17 protein-coding genes and 3 pseudogenes are annotated in these 18,370 nt (G+C 69.3%); 9 read left to right on the top strand and 11 right to left on the bottom strand.

Features of this window, described 5'->3' with window-relative positions; translation table 11 throughout:
• The first annotated feature begins 5 nt into the window (after nt 1–5).
• Nucleotides 6–314, top strand: a complete 309-nt coding sequence (locus BIV25_RS49420) for an undecaprenyl-diphosphate phosphatase (RefSeq protein ID WP_107486230.1) — start codon at nt 6–8, stop codon at nt 312–314.
• On the opposite strand, the gene BIV25_RS21580 is transcribed toward BIV25_RS49420, so the two are convergent.
• A complete protein-coding gene (locus BIV25_RS21580) occupies nt 303–1,820 on the bottom strand; it encodes an LCP family protein (protein ID WP_071374017.1) in 1,518 nt (505 codons plus the stop codon). The two genes, BIV25_RS49420 and BIV25_RS21580, sit on opposite strands and share 12 nt — an antisense overlap.
• 136 nt (nt 1,821–1,956) lie before the next feature.
• Between BIV25_RS21580 and BIV25_RS21585 the strand changes: the two genes are divergently transcribed.
• Nucleotides 1,957–2,268 carry a twin-arginine translocase TatA/TatE family subunit gene (locus tag BIV25_RS21585; RefSeq protein ID WP_071374086.1) on the top strand — a complete coding sequence of 104 codons (312 nt, stop codon included), beginning with the start codon at nt 1,957–1,959 and terminating at the stop codon, nt 2,266–2,268.
• Between the two features lie 63 nt (nt 2,269–2,331).
• On the opposite strand, the gene BIV25_RS21590 is transcribed toward BIV25_RS21585, so the two are convergent.
• On the bottom strand, nt 2,332–2,763 hold the full coding sequence (locus BIV25_RS21590) for a sec-independent translocase (protein WP_071374018.1): 432 nt from the start codon (nt 2,761–2,763) through the stop codon (nt 2,332–2,334).
• A gap of 145 nt (nt 2,764–2,908) precedes the next feature.
• Here BIV25_RS21590 and BIV25_RS21595 point away from each other — a divergent pair, with 145 nt between their 5' ends.
• Nucleotides 2,909–3,484, top strand: coding sequence for a TerD family protein (locus tag BIV25_RS21595; RefSeq protein ID WP_071374019.1), 576 nt, complete (start codon nt 2,909–2,911; stop codon nt 3,482–3,484).
• Here the strand turns inward: BIV25_RS21595 and BIV25_RS21600 are convergent.
• Nucleotides 3,474–3,791 carry a hypothetical protein gene (locus BIV25_RS21600; RefSeq protein WP_071374020.1) on the bottom strand — a complete coding sequence of 106 codons (318 nt, stop codon included), beginning with the start codon at nt 3,789–3,791 and terminating at the stop codon, nt 3,474–3,476. The genes BIV25_RS21595 and BIV25_RS21600 overlap by 11 nt on opposite strands.
• On the opposite strand from BIV25_RS21600, the gene BIV25_RS51205 reads away from it, so the two are divergent.
• Together BIV25_RS51205 and BIV25_RS21605 are read left to right on the top strand one after the other, a co-directional pair.
• Nucleotides 3,769–3,945 (top strand): hypothetical protein, encoded by a 177-nt coding sequence (locus tag BIV25_RS51205; RefSeq protein ID WP_177235363.1) that lies wholly within the window; start codon nt 3,769–3,771, stop codon nt 3,943–3,945. The two genes, BIV25_RS21600 and BIV25_RS51205, sit on opposite strands and share 23 nt — an antisense overlap.
• Nucleotides 3,946–4,163: 218 nt before the next feature.
• A complete protein-coding gene (locus tag BIV25_RS21605; RefSeq protein ID WP_177235366.1) occupies nt 4,164–4,649 on the top strand; it encodes a DUF4142 domain-containing protein in 486 nt (161 codons plus the stop codon).
• Nucleotides 4,650–4,886: 237 nt separating this feature from the next.
• On the opposite strand, the pseudogene BIV25_RS21610 reads toward BIV25_RS21605, so the two are convergent.
• Nucleotides 4,887–5,348 (bottom strand): annotated as a pseudogene (locus BIV25_RS21610) (PepSY domain-containing protein); the annotation flags it as partial.
• A 446-nt stretch (nt 5,349–5,794) separates the two neighbouring features.
• Here BIV25_RS21610 and BIV25_RS21615 point away from each other — a divergent pair.
• Together BIV25_RS21615 and BIV25_RS21620 are read left to right on the top strand one after the other, a co-directional pair.
• Nucleotides 5,795–6,535, top strand: a complete 741-nt coding sequence (locus tag BIV25_RS21615; protein WP_071374023.1) for an SDR family NAD(P)-dependent oxidoreductase — start codon at nt 5,795–5,797, stop codon at nt 6,533–6,535.
• 12 nt (nt 6,536–6,547) lie between these two features.
• Entirely contained in the window at nt 6,548–6,733 is a 186-nt protein-coding gene (locus BIV25_RS21620; protein ID WP_071374024.1) for an AMP-binding protein, read from the top strand.
• On the opposite strand, the gene BIV25_RS21625 is transcribed toward BIV25_RS21620, so the two are convergent.
• The 5 genes and pseudogenes from BIV25_RS21625 to BIV25_RS21640 all read right to left on the bottom strand — a co-directional run bounded on the left by BIV25_RS21625 (nt 6,727) and on the right by BIV25_RS21640 (nt 12,188).
• Complete coding sequence (locus BIV25_RS21625; protein WP_071374025.1) at nt 6,727–6,954, bottom strand: hypothetical protein; 228 nt, start codon at nt 6,952–6,954, stop codon at nt 6,727–6,729. The genes BIV25_RS21620 and BIV25_RS21625 overlap by 7 nt on opposite strands.
• 157 nt (nt 6,955–7,111) lie before the next feature.
• Entirely contained in the window at nt 7,112–7,303 is a 192-nt protein-coding gene (locus tag BIV25_RS54480) for a hypothetical protein (protein ID WP_371273054.1), read from the bottom strand.
• A gap of 33 nt (nt 7,304–7,336) precedes the next feature.
• Nucleotides 7,337–7,465 (bottom strand): annotated as a pseudogene (locus BIV25_RS54485) (hypothetical protein); the annotation flags it as partial.
• A 66-nt stretch (nt 7,466–7,531) separates the two neighbouring features.
• Nucleotides 7,532–7,660 (bottom strand): annotated as a pseudogene (locus BIV25_RS54490) (transposase); the annotation flags it as partial.
• A 433-nt stretch (nt 7,661–8,093) separates the two neighbouring features.
• Nucleotides 8,094–12,188, bottom strand: a complete 4,095-nt coding sequence (locus BIV25_RS21640) for a beta-galactosidase (RefSeq protein ID WP_256255971.1) — start codon at nt 12,186–12,188, stop codon at nt 8,094–8,096.
• 331 nt (nt 12,189–12,519) lie between these two features.
• Between BIV25_RS21640 and BIV25_RS21645 the strand changes: the two genes are divergently transcribed.
• The gene (locus BIV25_RS21645; protein ID WP_079176802.1) at nt 12,520–15,135 is read left to right on the top strand and encodes a LamG-like jellyroll fold domain-containing protein; all 2,616 of its coding nucleotides are present in this window, start codon (nt 12,520–12,522) and stop codon (nt 15,133–15,135) included.
• Nucleotides 15,136–15,228: 93 nt separating this feature from the next.
• Here BIV25_RS21645 and BIV25_RS49425 read toward each other — a convergent pair whose 3' ends face one another.
• Nucleotides 15,229–15,855 (bottom strand): hypothetical protein, encoded by a 627-nt coding sequence (locus BIV25_RS49425; protein ID WP_071374029.1) that lies wholly within the window; start codon nt 15,853–15,855, stop codon nt 15,229–15,231.
• Between the two features lie 542 nt (nt 15,856–16,397).
• Nucleotides 16,398–16,868, bottom strand: a complete 471-nt coding sequence (locus BIV25_RS53020; RefSeq protein ID WP_143076683.1) for a hypothetical protein — start codon at nt 16,866–16,868, stop codon at nt 16,398–16,400.
• Between the two features lie 488 nt (nt 16,869–17,356).
• Between BIV25_RS53020 and BIV25_RS21660 the strand changes: the two genes are divergently transcribed.
• Nucleotides 17,357–18,229 (top strand): chitosanase, encoded by an 873-nt coding sequence (locus BIV25_RS21660; protein WP_071374031.1) that lies wholly within the window; start codon nt 17,357–17,359, stop codon nt 18,227–18,229.
• Nucleotides 18,230–18,370: the final 141 nt, after the last annotated feature.

Raw genomic sequence — 18,370 nt, forward strand, 5'->3', positions numbered from 1 at the left:
CCCGCATGACCACACGGCACGCGTTGGCGATCGGCGCGGCCCAGATCCTCGCCCTCTTCCCCGGCATCAGCTGCTCCGGCTCCACCATCGGCGCGGGCGTCTTCAAGGGCCTGGGGCATGAGGACTCCGCGCGCTTCGCGTTCCTGCCGGCCATGCCGGTGGTGGGCGGCGCCGCGCTGCTCGCCGCCTTTGCTCGGATCCCAGGGAACGGGCCTGCGCGGCCCGCTGCTCGGCGATCTCCTGCTCCGTCGCCGGCCTCGGCAGCCTGGCCCAGTTCGCCCTCGGGTGACGATGCAGCATGGTCAGCCACCTGATCCGTACGTGAGGTCGGAGCAGGGGTCGTCGTCCGCCGAGCGCGCGTCGCCCGTCACCGAGCTGGGCACGGCGGTCGGGGTCGCCGAGCCGGAGGAACCATCCGAGGCGTAGGAGCTGCCCAGGACCACGTTGATGCCCGGTCCGCCGATGAAGTCGAGCCGGGCGCCGGGGAAGAGCTGGGCCACCTTCTCGGCCTGTGGCTTCAGTCCGGCGCCGTACTCGATGACGGTGGTGGTGTCGTCCTGACTGGTCGCCCGGGCGGTGCCCGTGACGGTGAACCCGTGTTCCGTGAGTGCCGAGACGGCCTTGGAAGTGAGTCCGCGCTGGGTGGTGCCGTCGTAGACGGCGACGTTGATACCGGCGCCCGAGACGCTCTGGGTGGGGTTGGGCGATGCGGACGGACCGCCCTGGTTGTGCTCCTTGCCGCTGGCGTTCGTGCCGTCGATGGTGCGGTCCGCCTTGAGCGCCGCCCACAGGTGGGAGGCATCCGGCTCGACGACGGCGACACGTTCGCCGGCGTACCGCCAGGGGAGGGTGACGAACTTGGTGTTGTGCAGGTCGATGTCGTTCAGTGACATGGCGAAGGAGATCAGCTTGTTCGCCGTGCCCAGTCCGGGGTCGACCATGAGCGACTTCGTGGCGGCGTCGGCCAGCGGCAGCAGGTTGGTGGGAGTGATCCCCTCGCTCTTGACCTTCTTGATGAGGCTGGAGAGGAAGGCCTGCTGCCGTTTGATCCGCCCTATGTCGGAGCCGTCACCGAGACCGTGCCGTATGCGGACGTAGTCCAGGGCCCGTTGACCGGACACCGTCTGCTCGCCCTTCTTGAAGAGCAGGCTGCCCCGGGTGGCGCGGTTGGGGTCGAGGTCCTTCTCGTAGACGTCCTGCGGCAGGCAGACCTGCACCCCGCCGACCACGCCGGTCAGCGCCGCGAAGCCCTTGAAGTCCACGACCACGGTGTGGTCGACGCGCAGGCCGGTGAGCTGTTCGACGGTGTTCTGGGTGCAGGCCGGATTGCCCTTGTCCGTCTGTCCGACGGAGAACGCCGAGTTGAACATGGCGTCGGTCTGTGTCTTCGTCCAGGAGCCGTCGGGAAGTCTGCACGGCGGGATGGTGACCAGGGTGTCGCGGGGGATGGAGACGGCGAGGGCGTGCTGGTGGTCGGCGTAGATGTGCAGGAGGAACGCGGTGTCGGAACGGCCGATGTCGTTCGTGTCGCCGCCGCCCAGTGAACTGTTGCCGTCGTTGCGCGCGTCGGATCCGATGACCAGGACGTTCTCGCTCTGGGACGGACCTGCCGTGGGGCGGTGTCTGGAGAGACCGCCCGCGTCGAAGGTGCGGATGCTGCTGTTCAGTTTCAGGTAGATCCAGCCGAGGCCCACCACGCCGAGCATCACGACGACCAGCGCGATGAGCAGCATTATTCGCCACGGGCTGCGCTTGCGGCCCCGCGCTGTGCTGCCGTCCCTTGTGGTGGTCATCTGGGCGCCCCCGTCCGTCCGCGTCATACAAAGGGGACGACTGGCTCTACCCAATGGTTGTACAGTTGCGCAATGTGGCAATTATGGCAGAGGGTGCGCCGGCCCGCCTGTTCTGCGCCGCCGCCCGGAGAAGCTCCTCGGCGATGGGATGGGGGTGGGCCGGATGCTCGGTAACGGACTGGAACCCTGGCAGCTGCTGATCGTGGCGATCGTGATCATCTTGCTGCTCGGTTCCAAGGGGCTGCCGGATACGGCCCGAGCGCTGGGCAGGTCGATACGCACCCGGAAGCGCGAGGCCGAGGCAACAGAGGGTGAGGGCGGGGCGACCGAGGGCGAGAGCGGGGCGCAGCGCATCATCGCTTCGGCCGAGGCGACGCCCCCCGACGCGACTGCCCCCGCCGAACGGGTTCTCCGGGCTGTTCCCGATGACACCATTACGGGGCGGTCGGCCACCGATGGGCACAGGGCGCACTGAGTCACCCGCGGCCGGCTCGCGGCGGTAGACGCACGCTGCCCGACGTGCGCGCCGCTGGACGGCTCACGTCGCGTCAGGGTCGAAGGCCTCCTGCGTGTCCGCGTCGGCGACCGCCTCCTTCGACAGGGACGTTCGGCTCTCCGTCGGGGCCGAGTTCTGGCTGCCGTTCGCCACACCGAGCACCACGTCGGTGACTTCCGAGAGCTCCGCCCTCGGATCCAGTGCGCGACGGATCTCGTCGATCCCGAGGTCTTCGCCGTCAAGTACGTGCTTGCGGACGAACGTCCTGGGGTGAAGGTCCTCGAACTCGAAGTCCTTGAACTCCGGGCCCAGCTCGGAGCGGACCTCCTGCTTGGCGCTCTCGGAGAACGCCCTCACCTTGCGCACGAACCCGGCCACGTTCTGGATGACCTCGGGCAGCTTGTCCGGGCCGAAGAGCAACACCCCGAGGAGCGCAAGCGTCAGGAGATCCATGAAGCTGATGTTCGGGAACATCGGATGTCCTCGCCTTCGCCGGTCGACCCGCCCGATGCGGGTCCCGATGACACTTTATAGGTTGCGCAATCATTGGAACTGTGGCGGTAGGCTCCGCGTTGAACCCGGTGACCGTAAGGGCAGTTCACAGCTGAGAGGACGAGTCGTGGGTGTTTCCCTCGCCAAGGGCGGCAACGTGTCACTGAGCAAGGAAGCGCCTGGCCTGACCGCGGTGGAGATCGGTCTGGGGTGGGACGTACGCACCACCACGGGCGCGGACTACGACCTGGACGCGTCCGCGCTGCTGCTGAACGCGTCCGGCAAAGTGGTCTCCGACCAGCACTTCGTGTTCTACAACAACCTCCGCAGCCCGGACGGCTCGGTCGAGCACACCGGCGACAACCTCACCGGTGAGGGCGAGGGCGACGACGAGGTGATCAAGGTCAACCTCGCCGTCGTACCCGTCGACGTGGACAGGATCGTCTTCCCGGTCTCCATCCACGAGGCGGACGCGCGCGGGCAGAGCTTCGGCCAGGTGGGAAACGCCTACATCCGGGTGGTCAACCAGGCGGGCGGCCAGGAGATCGCCCGCTACGACCTGTCCGAGGACGCCTCGACCGAGACCGCGATGGTCTTCGGCGAGCTGTACCGGCACGGCGGTGAATGGAAGTTCCGTGCGGTCGGCCAGGGCTATGCCTCGGGCCTGCGCGGGATCGCGGCCGACTTCGGGGTCAACGTCTGAGAAGAAGGGTTTGCCCGGGACGCGCCGACCAGAGCATCCCGGCGGTCACTCCCGGGCAGATCCTCACGGTGCGGCGGCCGGGTGCCGCGCGCCGCAGGACGGCCGAGGCACCGCTGTCGACGATCATCCGGGTGGTGTCGGCCGACCCTGTGGTGAGACCGACGGCGCAACCCGCCGCCCCGACCGCGACCCGCAGAGCGCCGGCCAGGTGGAACCGTGGCTGGCGGAAGAGCACGGTGAGCGGCAGGAAGCGCAGGCCGGCGGCGAGGGCGACCAGACCCGGGGTGTGTCCCGGAGCGCCGCTCATCACCGCGGCGCAGGCCACGTCCTGTGCGCCGGACTCCAGCCACGACGGCAACACCTGTCAGGCCGCCACCGGCTTCTTCGTCGCCCAGGAATTCGCCACCGCCTCCGCCGACCGCCCTGCCCTGGCACGCGAGGCCGAGCAGGGCGACAAGTAGGCCGCCCGCGCCCGGAACGTACTGGAGCAACAGGTACCGGGGCCTTCGGTTGCCGAGCAACTCAACGGGGTGAACCATGGCAAGGTGCGGTTTTTCACCCTTCGAGTGATGAGGATGGGTTTTCGTCAGGGCTTGCACGTGCGACCTGTGGAGGGCTCATGTACGCGACTCGATCCCGTACCCGTTCCGTCGTCGTGTGCGCCGTCACCCTGTGCGCTATGGGTGCCACGTCGCTCCCGGCCCTCGCTTCGTCGTCCTCGCCGTCGGCGGTCTCGCCCTTGGACAGCCAGCTTCTGATCGCGGCTCACCAGGGCAATCTGTGGGAGATCGCGACCGGTCAGCAAGCGCAGAGCGCCGCGACCACCGACTGTGTCAAGCGGGTCGGCGCCGACTTCGTCCGCGATCACCGTGCACTTGATACCGGTGTCGTCAAGACCGCGGCAAAACTCGGGGTGGCACTGCCCTCGGGGCAGACGGCAGCGCAACTACGGCAGACCGCCGCGCTCAAATCCCTTGCCGGGACACCCGCGTACGATCCCGCGTGGCTCAAAGCCCAGTACCCCGCCCATGTGCAGACCCTTGCGCTCATCGACAAGGAGATCGCAACCGGCACCAGTCCGCTCGTGAAATCCCTGGCCAAGAGCGCGCGCCCGGTGGTCGCACGCCACACCCGGATGGTCGATCAGGGCGTGTGCCACGCGTAGACACCCATGGCGCACGGGCATGATCCCGGCCCACTGATGTGCGCCTTCCGGAGCACGCCCGGCTGGAACTTGCCCTCCGGGCACGGTGTTTCCCGGCCAGGTGCGAGGCTGGACTCACGAACACACAGGTATGAGTGGGTTGTTCCGTTCGGCGGGGGCGGCTGCTCGGACGTCAGGCACCGAAGGCTTTTGAGTCAGCTGCGCAACGTCGATGCCTGCGTAGTGCTCGCGAGCCGCGCCGACGAGGATGTCCACGGCCAGGAAGGCGGTGAGGGGATGCCGAGCAGGGGGGGGGCAGTAGCCGAGGGCGGAGCCGCGGCCGCGCTGCCACCGCATGCGGTAGCCCCAGAGGATGAGGAGGATCAAGGCCAGGGCGAGGCCGGCCGGAGCGATCTGGTTGGTCAGGCCGAACAGGGTGCCGGTGTGGGCGTCGATGCCCCAGCGGGTCAGTTTGGCCGACAGCGGGTAGTCGGAGAAGCGCGACACGTCGGTGACCTTTCCGGTGGCCGGGTCGACGGCGATCGAGTCCTGCTTCTCCGGCCGGCTGTGCTGGAGCTGCCGTACGACGTAGGCGGAGGAGGAGTCCGCAGGAGGCACGATCTCCACCGGGTCGGACAGACCTTCGGCGCGGGCCGTCCTCAGCACGGTGTCCAGGCCGACGTCGGGCCGTGCGCCCGATTGCGAGCCCATGCCCATGCCGATGACCTGGAGCGCCAGGTACGGCATGGTGGCGAGGGTGCCGGTGAGCGCGCGGCTGCGGCCAGGGCGTGGGATCCGTGCCGGGCGCGGACGCAGTCGACGGCGGTGACCATGCCGTGCCCGGCCGCGACCCGGTGCAGCCGGGGGGCGCGTAGAGCGCGAACCCGCCCGCGCCGAACATGAGCCACGGGATGGCCACAGAGGTGCAGGCGGTGTTGAGCGTGCCGCCCATGAGTGGGCCGGCGGTCCCGGCGGTGGGTCCGGCGGCGTCGCGATACGGGAGAGAGGCCCTCGCCCTCCGGTATTCCGTAATATGGAATTGGAATTCCATTTGCTGTTACCCTGGGGAATGCTCCACGGATCGTCAAGGTGCCCTCATGCGCACCGCGGGAAGACGGCCGCGGAGTAAAGGCCCCTCTGGTGAAGGCAGTTGAGCGGAGGTATGTGTGAGTGAAGAACGCGTCGCCCTCATAACCGGTTCGTCCACGGGTATCGGCGCGGCCGTCGCACGTCGGATGGCGGCGGCCGGGCTGCGGGTGGTGGTCAACTCCGCCTCCTCGGTGAAGGCCGGAGAGGAACTCGCCGCCGCGCTTCCGGACGCCGTCTACGTCCAGGGCGACATCTCCGACCCGGCCGATGCCGCGGGACTGGTCGACACCGCGATCGAACGGTTTGGCCGTCTCGACATCCTGGTCAACAACGCCGGCCGTACCCGGTTCATCCCGCTCGGTGATCTGGAGGCCGCCGACGCCGCAGCCTGGCGCGACATCTTCGACGTCAACGTCATCGGCACCTGGCAGATGATCACCGCAGCGCTCCCGCACCTGAAGGCGAGCGGGTCCGGTTCGATCGTCAACATCTCGTCGGTCTCCGGCACGCGAGCCATGGGCAGTTCCATCCCCTATGCCGTGAGCAAGGCCGCCGTCGACCACATGACCCGGCTGCTCGCCGCCACCCTCGGCCCCGGCATCCGGGTCAACGCGGTGGCGCCAGGCCTGGTCGACACCCCCTGGTACGACGAAGCCCAGGAGGTCTGGGAGGGCTCGCGGGACTGGATCACCGCCAACACCCCGCAGCGCCGGGTCGGCACGCCCCAGGACGTCGCCGAGGCGGTCTACACCGTGGCCCACGCCGCTTACACCACGGGCGCGGTGCTCATGGTGGACGGCGGACGCCACCTCGTCTGAGCGAGCGTCGCCATGCTGGGCATCGCGCGGGCCGGCGCCGCCTGCCTCCCGCTCGATGCCCAGGCTCCCGCCGGACGCATCCTGGCGGTCCTCGCGGACGGGGAGATCCGCACGGTCGTCACCGACGAGGCGGACGCCCAGCGGGCGACCCGGAAGTACTCGACCGGCAGGCGCACTGCGGTCTCGTCTTCTCAGTAGTTCTCCGAGATGAAGGCGGTGCCGAGGCAGATGGCGAGGACCCATCGGTGTGCAGAGGCGATGCGGGCGAGGTTCTGGGCGCAGAGCAGCGGCACGGGGCGCAGGAGCGGATTCACGTAGATCACGACGGTCGCGAAGAGGTTGCAGATCAGATGCACGAAGGCTGCCTGCGGGCCGATCTGCGCGTCCTGTCCGACACCTGCGAACGCCGCGAAGTGCACCGTGATGTGGCGAGGTTGGAGCCGACGACGGGATACACCTGCGCCGGTGTCAGGATGCCTGCTCCGGCGAAGGGACCAGCACGGACGTGACGATGGTCGAGGACTGGGTGACGACGGCTACTCCCATGCCTTGGCTGAAGTGGGCCGGGTTCGGCAGTCAGTCCGTGCCGTACGGCGCGTTGGTCAGCGTCCTGCTGATGTGTTCCAGCGGATGCCGGATCAGCTCCACGGGGAAGAAGACCAGCAGCGCGAGCCAGTCGTAGAAGTCATGGACGGTCGAGGCGCCCAGCGTCCTGCGGAACTCTGTGCGGTCGCCGATGAAGGTCAGTGCGACCAAACCCGTCGTCACGGTGGTGCCGACGTTCGCGCCCCGAATGATGGGGATCGCGCCCCGGATCGGCAACGCACCCGACGCTACGGCGGTGACAGCGATTGCCGTTGTCGTGGCCGACGACTGGATCAGGACCGTACCGAGAACACCGACCCTTTCTATGGCTTTTGTCCGGCCCATTGTCGGATGTGGCTTTCGCCATGAACCACGGCTACGCCGTACGTGTGCGAGGGGCAGCTGGTGCCGTCAGCGACTGTGCTTTCTCCTGGCCCATGTCCGCAGCCGGTTGCAGACGCTCCGCCAGCTTCCGTACCTCTCCCGCAGGTGCGCCCACCGCGTTCCGGTCCGGAGCGTGAAAGCGGTCGCGTCGATCGCCTTCCAGTGATCCCTTCAGCGGCCGTCCCGGCCGGCGGCTGAGGCTCCGGTCACCGGCGGCACTTGAAAGGGAACCCGGACGGGCAGGGCGAGATCCGGTAGGAGTGCAGTTGACCACGCAGACACCGGCCCGGCAGTCGTGCGACGTGGACGTGCGGCGAACTCCGCGGAAGCGGGAGTCCTGTACACCGACGGTGTCGCCGAGCCGGGGACCGGCGGTGACGATGTCCAGGAACCGGGTGAAGCCGTCGGCGGCGTCCTCGTCGATGAACAGTCCGCGCTCCCGCTGTGCCGCCTCCTGACCAGCTGGGCCTCTGGCGAGCCGGCGCGCCGGAGCGCGGCCTTGCCGACCAGGTGGGCGTGGCGGCGGTAGGGGCTGCGGCACGGTGGTGCGCCGGTTGGCCGGCACCCGGCGCACCACTTCATCCCGGGGTCATCCGCAGGTCAGCACCGGGTTCGCCCAGTCGCCGTGGTCGTTGCCGTTGCCGTCGCCGCCGTCCCCCACGGACAGGTCGAGGACCTGCCCGCCGGTGACAGGGACGTCGAGGGCGAGGGGCGCCGACTTGCCGTCGAGGACAGGGGTGGTGGTGAGCACCTTGCCGTCGAGGAGGACGGTGAAAGTGATGGTGCCGGGGTCACCGTTGTCGACGCCCACGGTCGCGGTGAACCTGCTGCACCGTCCGGCGAGGTAGACCAGGACGTCGCTGGGGGAGTTGGTGCCCAGGCCCTTGGCGTAGACGGTGCCGCCGAGTTTGAGCGGTGTGCCGTCGTTCGCCGCGGTGCCGCCGACGCTCTGGTCGCGCTCGACCGGGCCCCAGCCATTGGTGGCCGACAGGAACGGCAGGTCGCTGATCTGGTCGGTCCCGGCGGGCGGCGGGGGTGGGACGGTGGCGACGATCCGTTCGTCGGCGGCGGTGGCGGACCGGTGGCGCTGGACGAACGTGGCGGCGGCTTTCAGCGCGTTGGTCTTCGCCATGCCGGCGGGTGTGGTGACCTCCCAGCTGAAGGTCACGGAGGTGCCGGGGGCGATCCGCCGGGCAGCGGTGGGCGTGGGCTTCGGGGAGACCGTCCAGCCGTTGGGTGCGGTGAGGTGCGCCGTCACGCCGGAGGCCGTGGGTGCATCGGCAGGTACGTGGAAGGTCGCGGTGGCGGTGAGGTGCTGTCCGGCGCCGGCCGACCCGGGCGCGTTCAGGGTGAGGCGCGCGCCTGGCGCGGCAGGCATGGCGTACCGCGTCCGGTCGTAGCGAGGGCTGTCGTTCTGCGGGACCCTCAGCGAGGACGCGTAGCTTCCGTAGTCGGTCAGCGTGACCTTGCCGAGGCCGCCGGTGGAGCCGTCCAGGTTCCATACGGCGATGGCTATCCGGTTGTTCCCGTTCGGGTTCAGGATGCCGTCGGGGACGGGGAAACTGTGCTGCGGGCCGAGGTAGTTGACGTAGTTGCCCATGTCCCAGCCGTTGACGTAGATCTCGGCGCGGTACTTGCGCGACGGGTCGTCGGTGATGGTCAGGCCGAGCGAGGTGTCCTGTCCCTTGGGCAGGTCGAGGGCGGCGTCGGTGGTGTACCAGGAGACGCCCGGGGTGGTGTCGGTGGCGGGGAGGGCGGTCGGGGTCCAGCTGCCGGTGGGGAAGCCGGGCAGCATCCAGCCGGCCCGTTCGCCGTACAGGCCGCCGGTGGCCAGTGGGCCGCGTACGGTGTCGACGGGGGTTTCGCCGCCACGGACGCCCTGCAGCCGCCAGGTGACCGTGTTCAGCGGGTTGCCGTCCAGGAGGGCGCCGGTCAGGCCGCGGGCGGCCTTGTTGCCGTTGGACTCGTCGTAGTCCTCCTCGTGGCCCATGTTGACCGTCAGCACGGATATCACGTTGTCGCCGCCGGTCCTGACCGCTCCGGCAGGGAAGTCGTAGGTCTTCTGGCCGTCGGCGGTGGAGCTGCCGAGGAAGGTGCCGTTGAGCCAGACCGAGGAGGCTGCGGCCCGGCCGCCGCTCTGTGTGGCCAGGGTGATGCCGGTCTCCTTGCCGGTGCCGGTGAACCTGCCGCGGTACCAGGTGCTGCCGGTGTGGAAGCCGTAGTCGTCGGCGAACAGCACGGGGAGGCTGCCTGGTTGTGTGGTGCTGTGGGTGGCGGTCCTGTCGGCCACCTGCCAGGTGGAGTCGTCGAAGTTCCGCTGTGCCTCGGGGGATTCCTGCATGTGCTTCCAGCCGGTCAGGGCCGGCAGGGTGACGGGGGCGGCGGTGGGTACGCTGCCGGTGAGACTGCCGCTCGCCGAGGCCGTGGTGTGGACCGGCTCGCCGTTCCAGGTAAGGGAGTTGGTGTCGGCGAAGACCTCGATCGAACCGTCCTTGCCGGTGTCGCCGGTCAGGCGCAGGATCGTACCGCTGGATTGCGCTCCGCGCAGCAGGTGGGTGCCGCGGACCAGTACCGGGCCGGCCGCGGTGTCCTGCCGCCAGAAGGTCTTGGCGGTCGCGGTGTCGGCGAGCAGCAGGAGCAGCGGGTGGGAGCCCGCGGTGACGGTGACCCGGATCAGGCCGGTGTGCCGGTAGTTCAGCCGCAGGTCGCCGGTGGCCGGGTCCCAGGTGGAGTCGACGGTGCCGCCTGTGGAGGTCACCGTCGGCCTGGACGCGTAGTGAAGGACCGTTTCGCCGTCCGAGCCGTGGTCGCCGTAGAGCACCGCGACATCGCGTCCGGCGATCGTGGCGTTGGTCATGATCTGCGAGGTGGAGTACTGGAGGTGGTTGCCGCCCAGGTCGTAGTTCGCGACGACGATCGAGGACTCGCGGCCGTCCAGGGTGAGAGCGGTGCCGGGCTGCTGCGGGACGGTGTAGACGGGCGCCGTGGAGGCGGAGCCGGTGGTCACGTCGACGGCGTCGACCGTCACGAAAGTGCCGGAGGCGGCGGCGTCCTTGGTGCCGGTGACCACGATCTTCAGGGTGTGCGGCCCCTTGGCGAGGCCGCTCGCCCGGTATGCCACGTACTGGTTCTGCTTGGAGGCGCCGTAGCTGTCGACCGTCTTGACCTTGGTGCCGTCGAGGTAGACGTCGGCGATGCCGTGGTTGGTGTCGAGGTTGCTGATCCACTTCACGCCGCTGCCGGTGAACGGCACGGACACGGTGTCGCCTGCCGTGTTCGAGAACGACTCGGTGTGCTGGTAGTCGCCGCCGGTGTAGTTCTGCTCCGCGCCGACGTGCGACCAGCCTCCGGTGTAGGTGAGAGCCGGGTCCGGGTCGTCGTAGGTGTATCCGGGGTGGGCGCCGAGGTCGATCGTCACATGAGCGCTGTCGCTGCTGGCGGCGGTGGAGTCGGCGTGCCGCAGGACGTGGAACTGCGTTCCGGTGTCGGGGTTGGCGCGCGCGGTGTCGACGATCTTCGGGTTGTCGGTGGGTGTGGCGGGTAGCGCGTCGGTCTTGGTCAGGGGGGTGACGGCGTGGGTGAAGTAGCCGATCAGCTTGTCCTGGTCGTACTTGGGGTCGAGTTGGCGGGTCTCGCGGATGGCGGCGCCGTAGTCGTAGGAGGTGTAGTTCTCCGGCATGCCCAGCCAGCCCCAGTTGGTGCCGCCGTAGGTCATGTAGAAGCTCTGCGAGGTCGCGCCGACCGCGATGTTCTGCTTGTAGAACACGTCGGCGAACCGGTCGTTGATGAGCTGGGCGCACTTGTCGTAGCCGGGGCCGCCCCACGGGTCGAAGGCGCCGCCCTGGAACTCGGCGGTTGCCAGCGGCTTTCCGGCCACGTGGTCGTAGCTGATGTCGGGGACGCCGTTCCACTTGGTGGGATTCGAGCAGTTGAAGCCCTGCGGATAGGAGTCGGCGCCGTCCACGTCCAGGGCGGCGTCCCCGGAGTTGAAAGTGCCGTTGTTGTTGCCGACCAGCGGCACGGTGATGCCGTCGGCCTTAGCCTTGTCCTCCAGGTGCTTCATGTAGGTACGGCCGGCCGCCGAGCCGTGGTAGTACTCGTTCTCCACCTGGTACTCGACGACCGATCCGGTGCCGTCGGTGAGCTGGTGGCGCTTGATGATGCGGTCGATCTGCGACTGCCACTCGTCGCTGTACTTCAGGTACTCGGGATCGGAGGTGCGGGTGTTGCCGGCCTTGGTGGACAGCCAGCCGGGGAAGCCGCCCCCGTCGACCTCGGCGTTGATGTACGGACCCGGTCGGGCGATGACATAGATACCCAGGTCGTTGGCCATGTCGAGGAGCTTGTCCACGTCGCGGACGCCGGTGAAGTCGTAGACGCCGGGCGCGGGGGAGTGGTATCCCCAGTCGAAGTAGAGCGACACCGCGTTGAAGCCCGCCGCCTTCATCTTCTGCAGTGTGTCGAGCCATAGGGCCTGGCTGGGCAGCCGGAAGTAGTGGAGCTCTCCCGACCACAGGTACGTCCGCTTCCCGTCGATCATGAACGAGTAGCCGTCGTACGTCACCGAGTGTGCCGCGGTCGAGGCCGCGACGGACGCGGCGGAGGACGCCGGGACGGCGCCCGCCGCGGGCTGCGCGCCGACGCCGACTCCGCACACCAGGGCGAGGGTCGCAGCGACCGACAAGCGACGTCTGGCTGCCCGGTGACCCGGGCCATGAGCCTTCATCTGGTCCTCCAGCAAGCTGATCGCCCCCCGAATACCAACCACTTGCACCAGAACTCATGGCTTCAGGGGTTTGAATTATGTGCGAATCTGTTGGTGTGAGGAGTGTCGCGGGTCAGCGAGGGTGGCGCAAGACCTCGAACGCCGTTGGCTTTTGAGGGCCGCGGGGCCGACGGGGTCTGACAACGCATTGCCGTACAAGGGGTGTTGACGGGGCTCGCCGAGACCCTAAGATCCCTGCTGCTCGAAGTGTCGACCGCCATACGATATATCGAACGAAGGAATGGGCCGCATGCCTTCAGAAGCCGGAGTGCCCCGCAGAACCGTCCTCACCGTCCTGGGCGCCGCCCCCCTCGCGGCGACGTTCGCCGCCGCTCCCGCCGGGGCCGCCGAACTCACCGGCACGACCGCAGGCGCCACTGCCGCGGAGCTCCCCGCCGCAGCCGCCCACTGGACCTTTGACGAGGGCTCCGGCACCTCCGCCGCCGAGTCCTCCGGCAACGGTCACACCGCGACGCTCCAGGGCGCGGCGGGCTGGGGCACCGGCAAGGTCGGTGCCCACAGCCTGAGCCTCACGGCGGGCGGTGACGCCACGGCGTCCGGGCCCGCCCTCGACACCTCCAAGGCGTTCTCCGTGGGTGTATGGGTCAACCTCGCTCAACTCGGCGGCTATCAGACCGCCGTCAGTATCGACGGCAAGGCAGTCAGCGCCTTCTACCTGGGGCTGCGCGACGACACCGGCACCTTCGCCTTCGCCCGGCTGGGCTCGGACGCCACGCAGAACGCCGCGGTGGCGGCTGCCGCTTCGGCGCCCACCGCCGACACCTGGACCCACCTGGTCGGCGTCAGCGACCCGACCGCCGGCGTCATCCGCCTCTACGTCAACGGCGTGCTGGAGGGGGAGACCGCCTGCAGCGCAGGCTGGGCCGGCAGCGGCGACACCGCCATCGGCCGCGCGCTCTACGGAGGTGGACACGTCGACCAGTGGCACGGGCTGATCGACGACGTGTGGATGTTCCCGTCCGTCCTCACCCCCGACCAGATCGCGGCGCTGGCCGGGGTCCCGGTGGAGACCACGACGCCGTTGCTGAGCGTGGACGTCGGTAACCCCGCGCACGCCGTGTCACCCGTCCTCCCCGGGTTGATGTTCGAGGACATCAACCACTCCGGCGAGGGCGGCATCTACGCCGAACTGGTGCAGAACCGCTCGATGATGGCCGGCGACACCACGCCCGTCCACTGGTCCACCGTCGGAGGCGTGACCCTCGCACTCGACACAGCCAACCCGCTCAACGCCGCGCTCAGCCGTTCCCTCAAGGTCGTGCTGCCGAGCAGCACGGGGCCCGAAGCCCGGGCCGGCGTCGCCAACGACGGCTTCTGGGGCATACCGGTGCGGCCCGGAACCGCCTACACCGCCCGGCTGTTCGCCAAGGCGTCGCGACGTATCGGCCCGCTCACGGTGGCCATCGAGTCGGCGGACGGCAGGACGGTGTACGCGTCCGCCCATGTGCCCCGGATCGGCACCGCCTTTCCCGGCCGCCCTTTCGAGCTGACCCTACGGACCGGTTCACGCACCCCCGTGGTCGGTGACGCGCGGCTGACCGTCACCACGGCCGACTCCGCCGCCGCGGGCGAGACGCTGTGGCTCCAGCACGTGTCCCTCTTCCCGCCCACCTACAACGACCGGCCCAACGGCCTGCGCATCGACCTGATGGACAAACTGGTCGCCCTGAAACCGAAGTTCCTGCGCTTCCCGGGCGGAAACTTCGTCGAGGGCAACACCATCGCGACACGGTTCGACTGGAAGAAGACCATCGGCCCGGTATGGGAGCGCCCGGGCCACATGGACGACGCCTGGGGCTACTGGTCCACGGACGGCCTCGGACTCCTCGAATACCTGGAATGGGTCGAGGACATGCACGCCCAGCCCGTCCTCGCCGTGTACGCCGGCTACTCGCTCAAGGGCGAACACGTCACCGGCGACGCGCTGGTTCCGTTCGTCCAGGACGCACTCGACGAGATCGAGTATGTCACCGGTCCCGTCACCAGCACCTGGGGCGCACGACGTGCCGCCGACGGACATCCGAAGCCGTTCCCGCTGGAGTTCGTGGAGATCGGCAACGAGGACTGGTTCGACTCCTCGGGGTCGTACGACGAGCGGTTCACAGCCTTCCACGACGCGATCAAGGCGAAGTACCCGCATCTGAAGCTGATCGCCACGACGCCCGTGACGAGCCGCACGCCGGATCTGATCGACGAGCACTACTACCTCGCGCCGTCCGCCGCCCAGGCCGCCACCCACAAGTACGACAACCGGGACCGCAATTCCACGAAGGTGTTCGTCGGGGAGTGGGCAGCGCAGGAGGGCCGCCCCACACCCGACCTCAACGCGGCGCTCGGCGACGCCGCTTGGCTGGCCGGGCTGATCCGCAACTCGGACCAGGTCCTCATGGAGTGCTACGCGCCGCTCTTCTCACACGTCAGGAACAACGTCTGGGCCACGAACCTGATCGCCTACGACAACCTCACCAGCTACGCGTCGCCCAGCTACTGGGCACAGCACATGCTGACGAGCAGGCTCGGCGACACGGTGCTGCCCGCCACCGCACGCGCGCTGCCCGGCCTCGCCACCGTGGCCACGCGCTCCGGGAACCGCCTCCACCTCGCGGTCGTCAACTGCGGGACGGAGAAGGTGAGCGTGCCGGTCGAGCTGAAGGGACTGGCCAAGGGGGTCAAGAGGCATGCCACCGCGACGGTCCTGACCGGCACCTCGCGCACCAGCACCAACACACTGACGGAACCGGACGCGTTGGTACCCAGGACGAGCACCGTCACCGGCACGGCAGCGTCCTTCACCGGTACCGTGCCTCCGCTCTCGGTCACCGTACTGGAGCTCGACCTGACCTGACCGCTCGCCGCCCGGCGTCGGCACGTCACGCCATGGCGCGGGCCGGGGATCAACCCCGGCCCGCGCCCTGTTCGGTCGTCGGCCGCCGGGTCGTCAGCCGAGCGGCTTGCTCGCCAGTGCCGAGGCGTTGTACGAACCCCAGCCGGTGGTGAAGTCCCAGCCCGTGGCGGCGGAGCAGGCGCCGTTGCTGCCGTTGGTGATGTCGTGGAAGCCTGTGCCGCTCGCCGAGTAGAGGGCGGGGTCGGCGAGGCCGCGGTCGGGCTTGCCGGCCGCAGAGGCCTGCTGGTTGTACAGCGCGGCGAACGCCGCCCACTCGGGCGCGGCGGCTGGTGCCGCCGACCGAGGTCCAGGAGCCCTGCGAGTAGATCGAGACGCCGGCGCTCGGGTCGGCGTGGGCCGAGACGTCCGGTACTTGCCGCCACCCCCGTCGGACCAGGCGACCTCTTTGCTCCAGGCGTTGGACGAGGTGACCGTCAGCCTGGTGCCGCCGACGCCGGTGACGCACGGGTAGCCGACGGAGGTGCCGCCGTCGCCCGCGTCGTCGGAGCCACTGTCGCCGGAGGCCGCGTAGAAGCCGAGCCAACGGCATACGCCGGGAGCGCGACGGGGCCAGGTACCGCTTTGCTGAGTGACTGTCATCAGCTCGCCCGCAGGGTTCACTTGGCCTGCGTTCTCGGAGTCGACGACCGTCGCCCCGGACGCGATGACGGCGACGGCCATCGCGTGGGCGAGCGGACCCCGAACCTGCGGTAGACCCGCGACAGGGCCCCTTCCACTTGACGCTGATGAACAGCTCCGCGGCGACTTCCCGGTTGGTGGCCCCGCCCCCGACCAGCCTGGCGATCCTGGCTTCCGCGGGGGTGAGTCCGGGCCCGCCCGCGCCCGCCTCGCCACCGCTGCGGTCCACGGCGTCCAGCCGGGCCAGCTCGTCCCTGGCCCGCGTCGCCGGCGGGGCGGCACCGATCCGTTCGGCGGTGTCAGCGCTTCGCCGAGAACCGCCCACGCCGCGCTTCTGCGGCGTGCGCGGCGCTCGACCGCGCCGAGCGCGATCAGGGTGCGCACCAGCTCCATGGGCAACGGCAGTTCACGCTCCGGTCCACCGCCGCGCGCAGTCGCGCCGCCCCGTCCTTCGCCCGGCCGACCGCCGCCTCCCGAAGCCCCTCGGCCCGATCCAGAGCCGCCAGCACGCTGCCAGGGGTGTCGCCGGACACATGGGCGCGAGCCTCGCGGACGACGGCCTCACCCTCTTCCGTCTCACCGTCTCACCCAGGAACACCAGGGCTTCGGCCAGGTCGCCGTACCAGTGCAGCAAGGGCGGGTCCGCGGCGCACATGGCAGCGCCGAGTTGTCTGACGCGCTGCAACGCGTCGACCGCGAAGGCCGCCCCTCGGGTCGCCGGCGAGCAGTCCGGCCTGTCCGAGCACGGCCAGCGAGCGCAGCAGGAACAGCTGGTCACCGTCGGCTTCCGCGGCGCGTGCCGACTGCTCGGCCAGCTGCCGGGCTTCCTCGGCGGTGCCGCCTGCGGCAGCCGCGAGCGCGGCCGCGTACAGCGCCGGAGCCGTGCGGGCCATGACGTGTGAGCAGCGCTCCGCGGTGTGCAGTGCCTCCTGGCAGTGTCCGGACCGCACCTGGATCCGGGGCAGCGACACCAAGGTGGCCATGACTTCTTCGACGTCGGCGAACTCCTCCATGGCTGCCAGGAGTTCGACGACCTGCTCCCGGGCCTCGGTCACCCTGTCGGAATCCAGTGCCAGGATCGCCCGCATCCGGATCAGCCGCCAACTCTGCTGACCGTCTTCGGCACCCCCGGCCGGGGCGGGCGCCTCCTCCAGCGCGACGTCCGCCGCCGACGGTACGCCGGCCAGGGACCGCGCCCGCGCGAGAGTGGCGAGCGCCCCGATCCGGGTCTCCGGGGCGCCCGCGACGGCCGCAGACCGTGCGGCACGCCCGGCTGACGCCGTTCATGTGTCCCATGGCCGGGCCGCCTGAGGGGCAGTCCGAGGCCGCTCGACAGCGGCCGAAGATGACCGACGACCACCAGGCTCATCGGCCCTCCGCTCCTCACCGGCAAAGACCCGGCACGCTAGGATCCCGGCAGGACTCGGAGCGAGAAGACGTGAGCGATGTTTGATCAGGCTTCCCGCTCACGGTTCTCCGCGAGCAGGTGGCACGTCAGCGAGCCGGCTCAGTCGGAACGGAACAGGCCGGAGAGGTTCGTGAGTTGACCGGGATACGTCGCACCCTGTTCGTCGTCCTCGGCACGGTGCTCACCGTGGGCGGCTGCACGTCAGGTACGGCTGGCAGGGCCGCCAAGGCCGGTCATGCCGGCGGTACGGCCGGTACTCCGCCGACGCCCGCCGCGGCTCCAGCGGCGATGCCGATGATGGATGACATCACCGCGGTGTTCGAGAACAGCGCCACAGTCCCGCAGTACGCGTACGTCACCGATCTGCACGACGGCTGCGGCTACACCGCGGGGTGGATCGGGTTCTGCACCCAGAGCGGCGACATGCTCGGGCTGGTCAGGAAGTACGACGCCGTCGCACCGCGCAACGCGCTCGCGAAGTACACCACCGTCCTTCAGCGACTGGCCGACTCGGGCAGCGACGACACCGGCGCGCTGGGCGGGGCCTTCGTGCGCGACTGGAAGAAGGCCGCCCTGGACCCGGCCTTCCGGTCGCTGCAGATCCAGGTGGGACACGACACGTACCTCGCCCCCGCCATGAGGCTGAGCGCACAGGAGGGGCTCAAGAGCGAGCTGGGTCTGGAGAACCTCTATGACACCGCCCTGATGATGGGCCAGACTTCCGACGACTGCGACGGCATGGTGAAGATCGCCCACGAGACCGACACATCACTTGGAGGCAACCCGGCCTCTGGTGTTAACGAGGCAACGTGGCTGGCCCGGTTCAACACCGTCCGCCGGAAACACATGAAACACCCCTGCACCGCCGGCCGCGAAAGCGACTGGCCGCAGGCGGTCGACCGGTCGCAGGCTCTGCAGGAGCTCGCGGACCGCGGCGAGTGGGATCTGAAGGCTCCGCTGACCGTGGGCGCCGACTTCGGGCTGACCATCAACAAGCCGCAGGACTGACGTACTTCACCGCAACCCCAGGCCGGCCTGTTCGTTTGCTTTGCGGACTCTTTCCACGCGCTTCAACGTCTCCAGTACTGCAGTAGATTTTCAGCCAGTAGTGTCCGGATCTCGTGCAGATCATTCCGGAGGGCCAGGCGC

Source organism: Streptomyces sp. MUSC 14, from assembly GCF_001866675.1.
Lineage (GTDB): Bacteria > Actinomycetota > Actinomycetes > Streptomycetales > Streptomycetaceae > Streptomyces.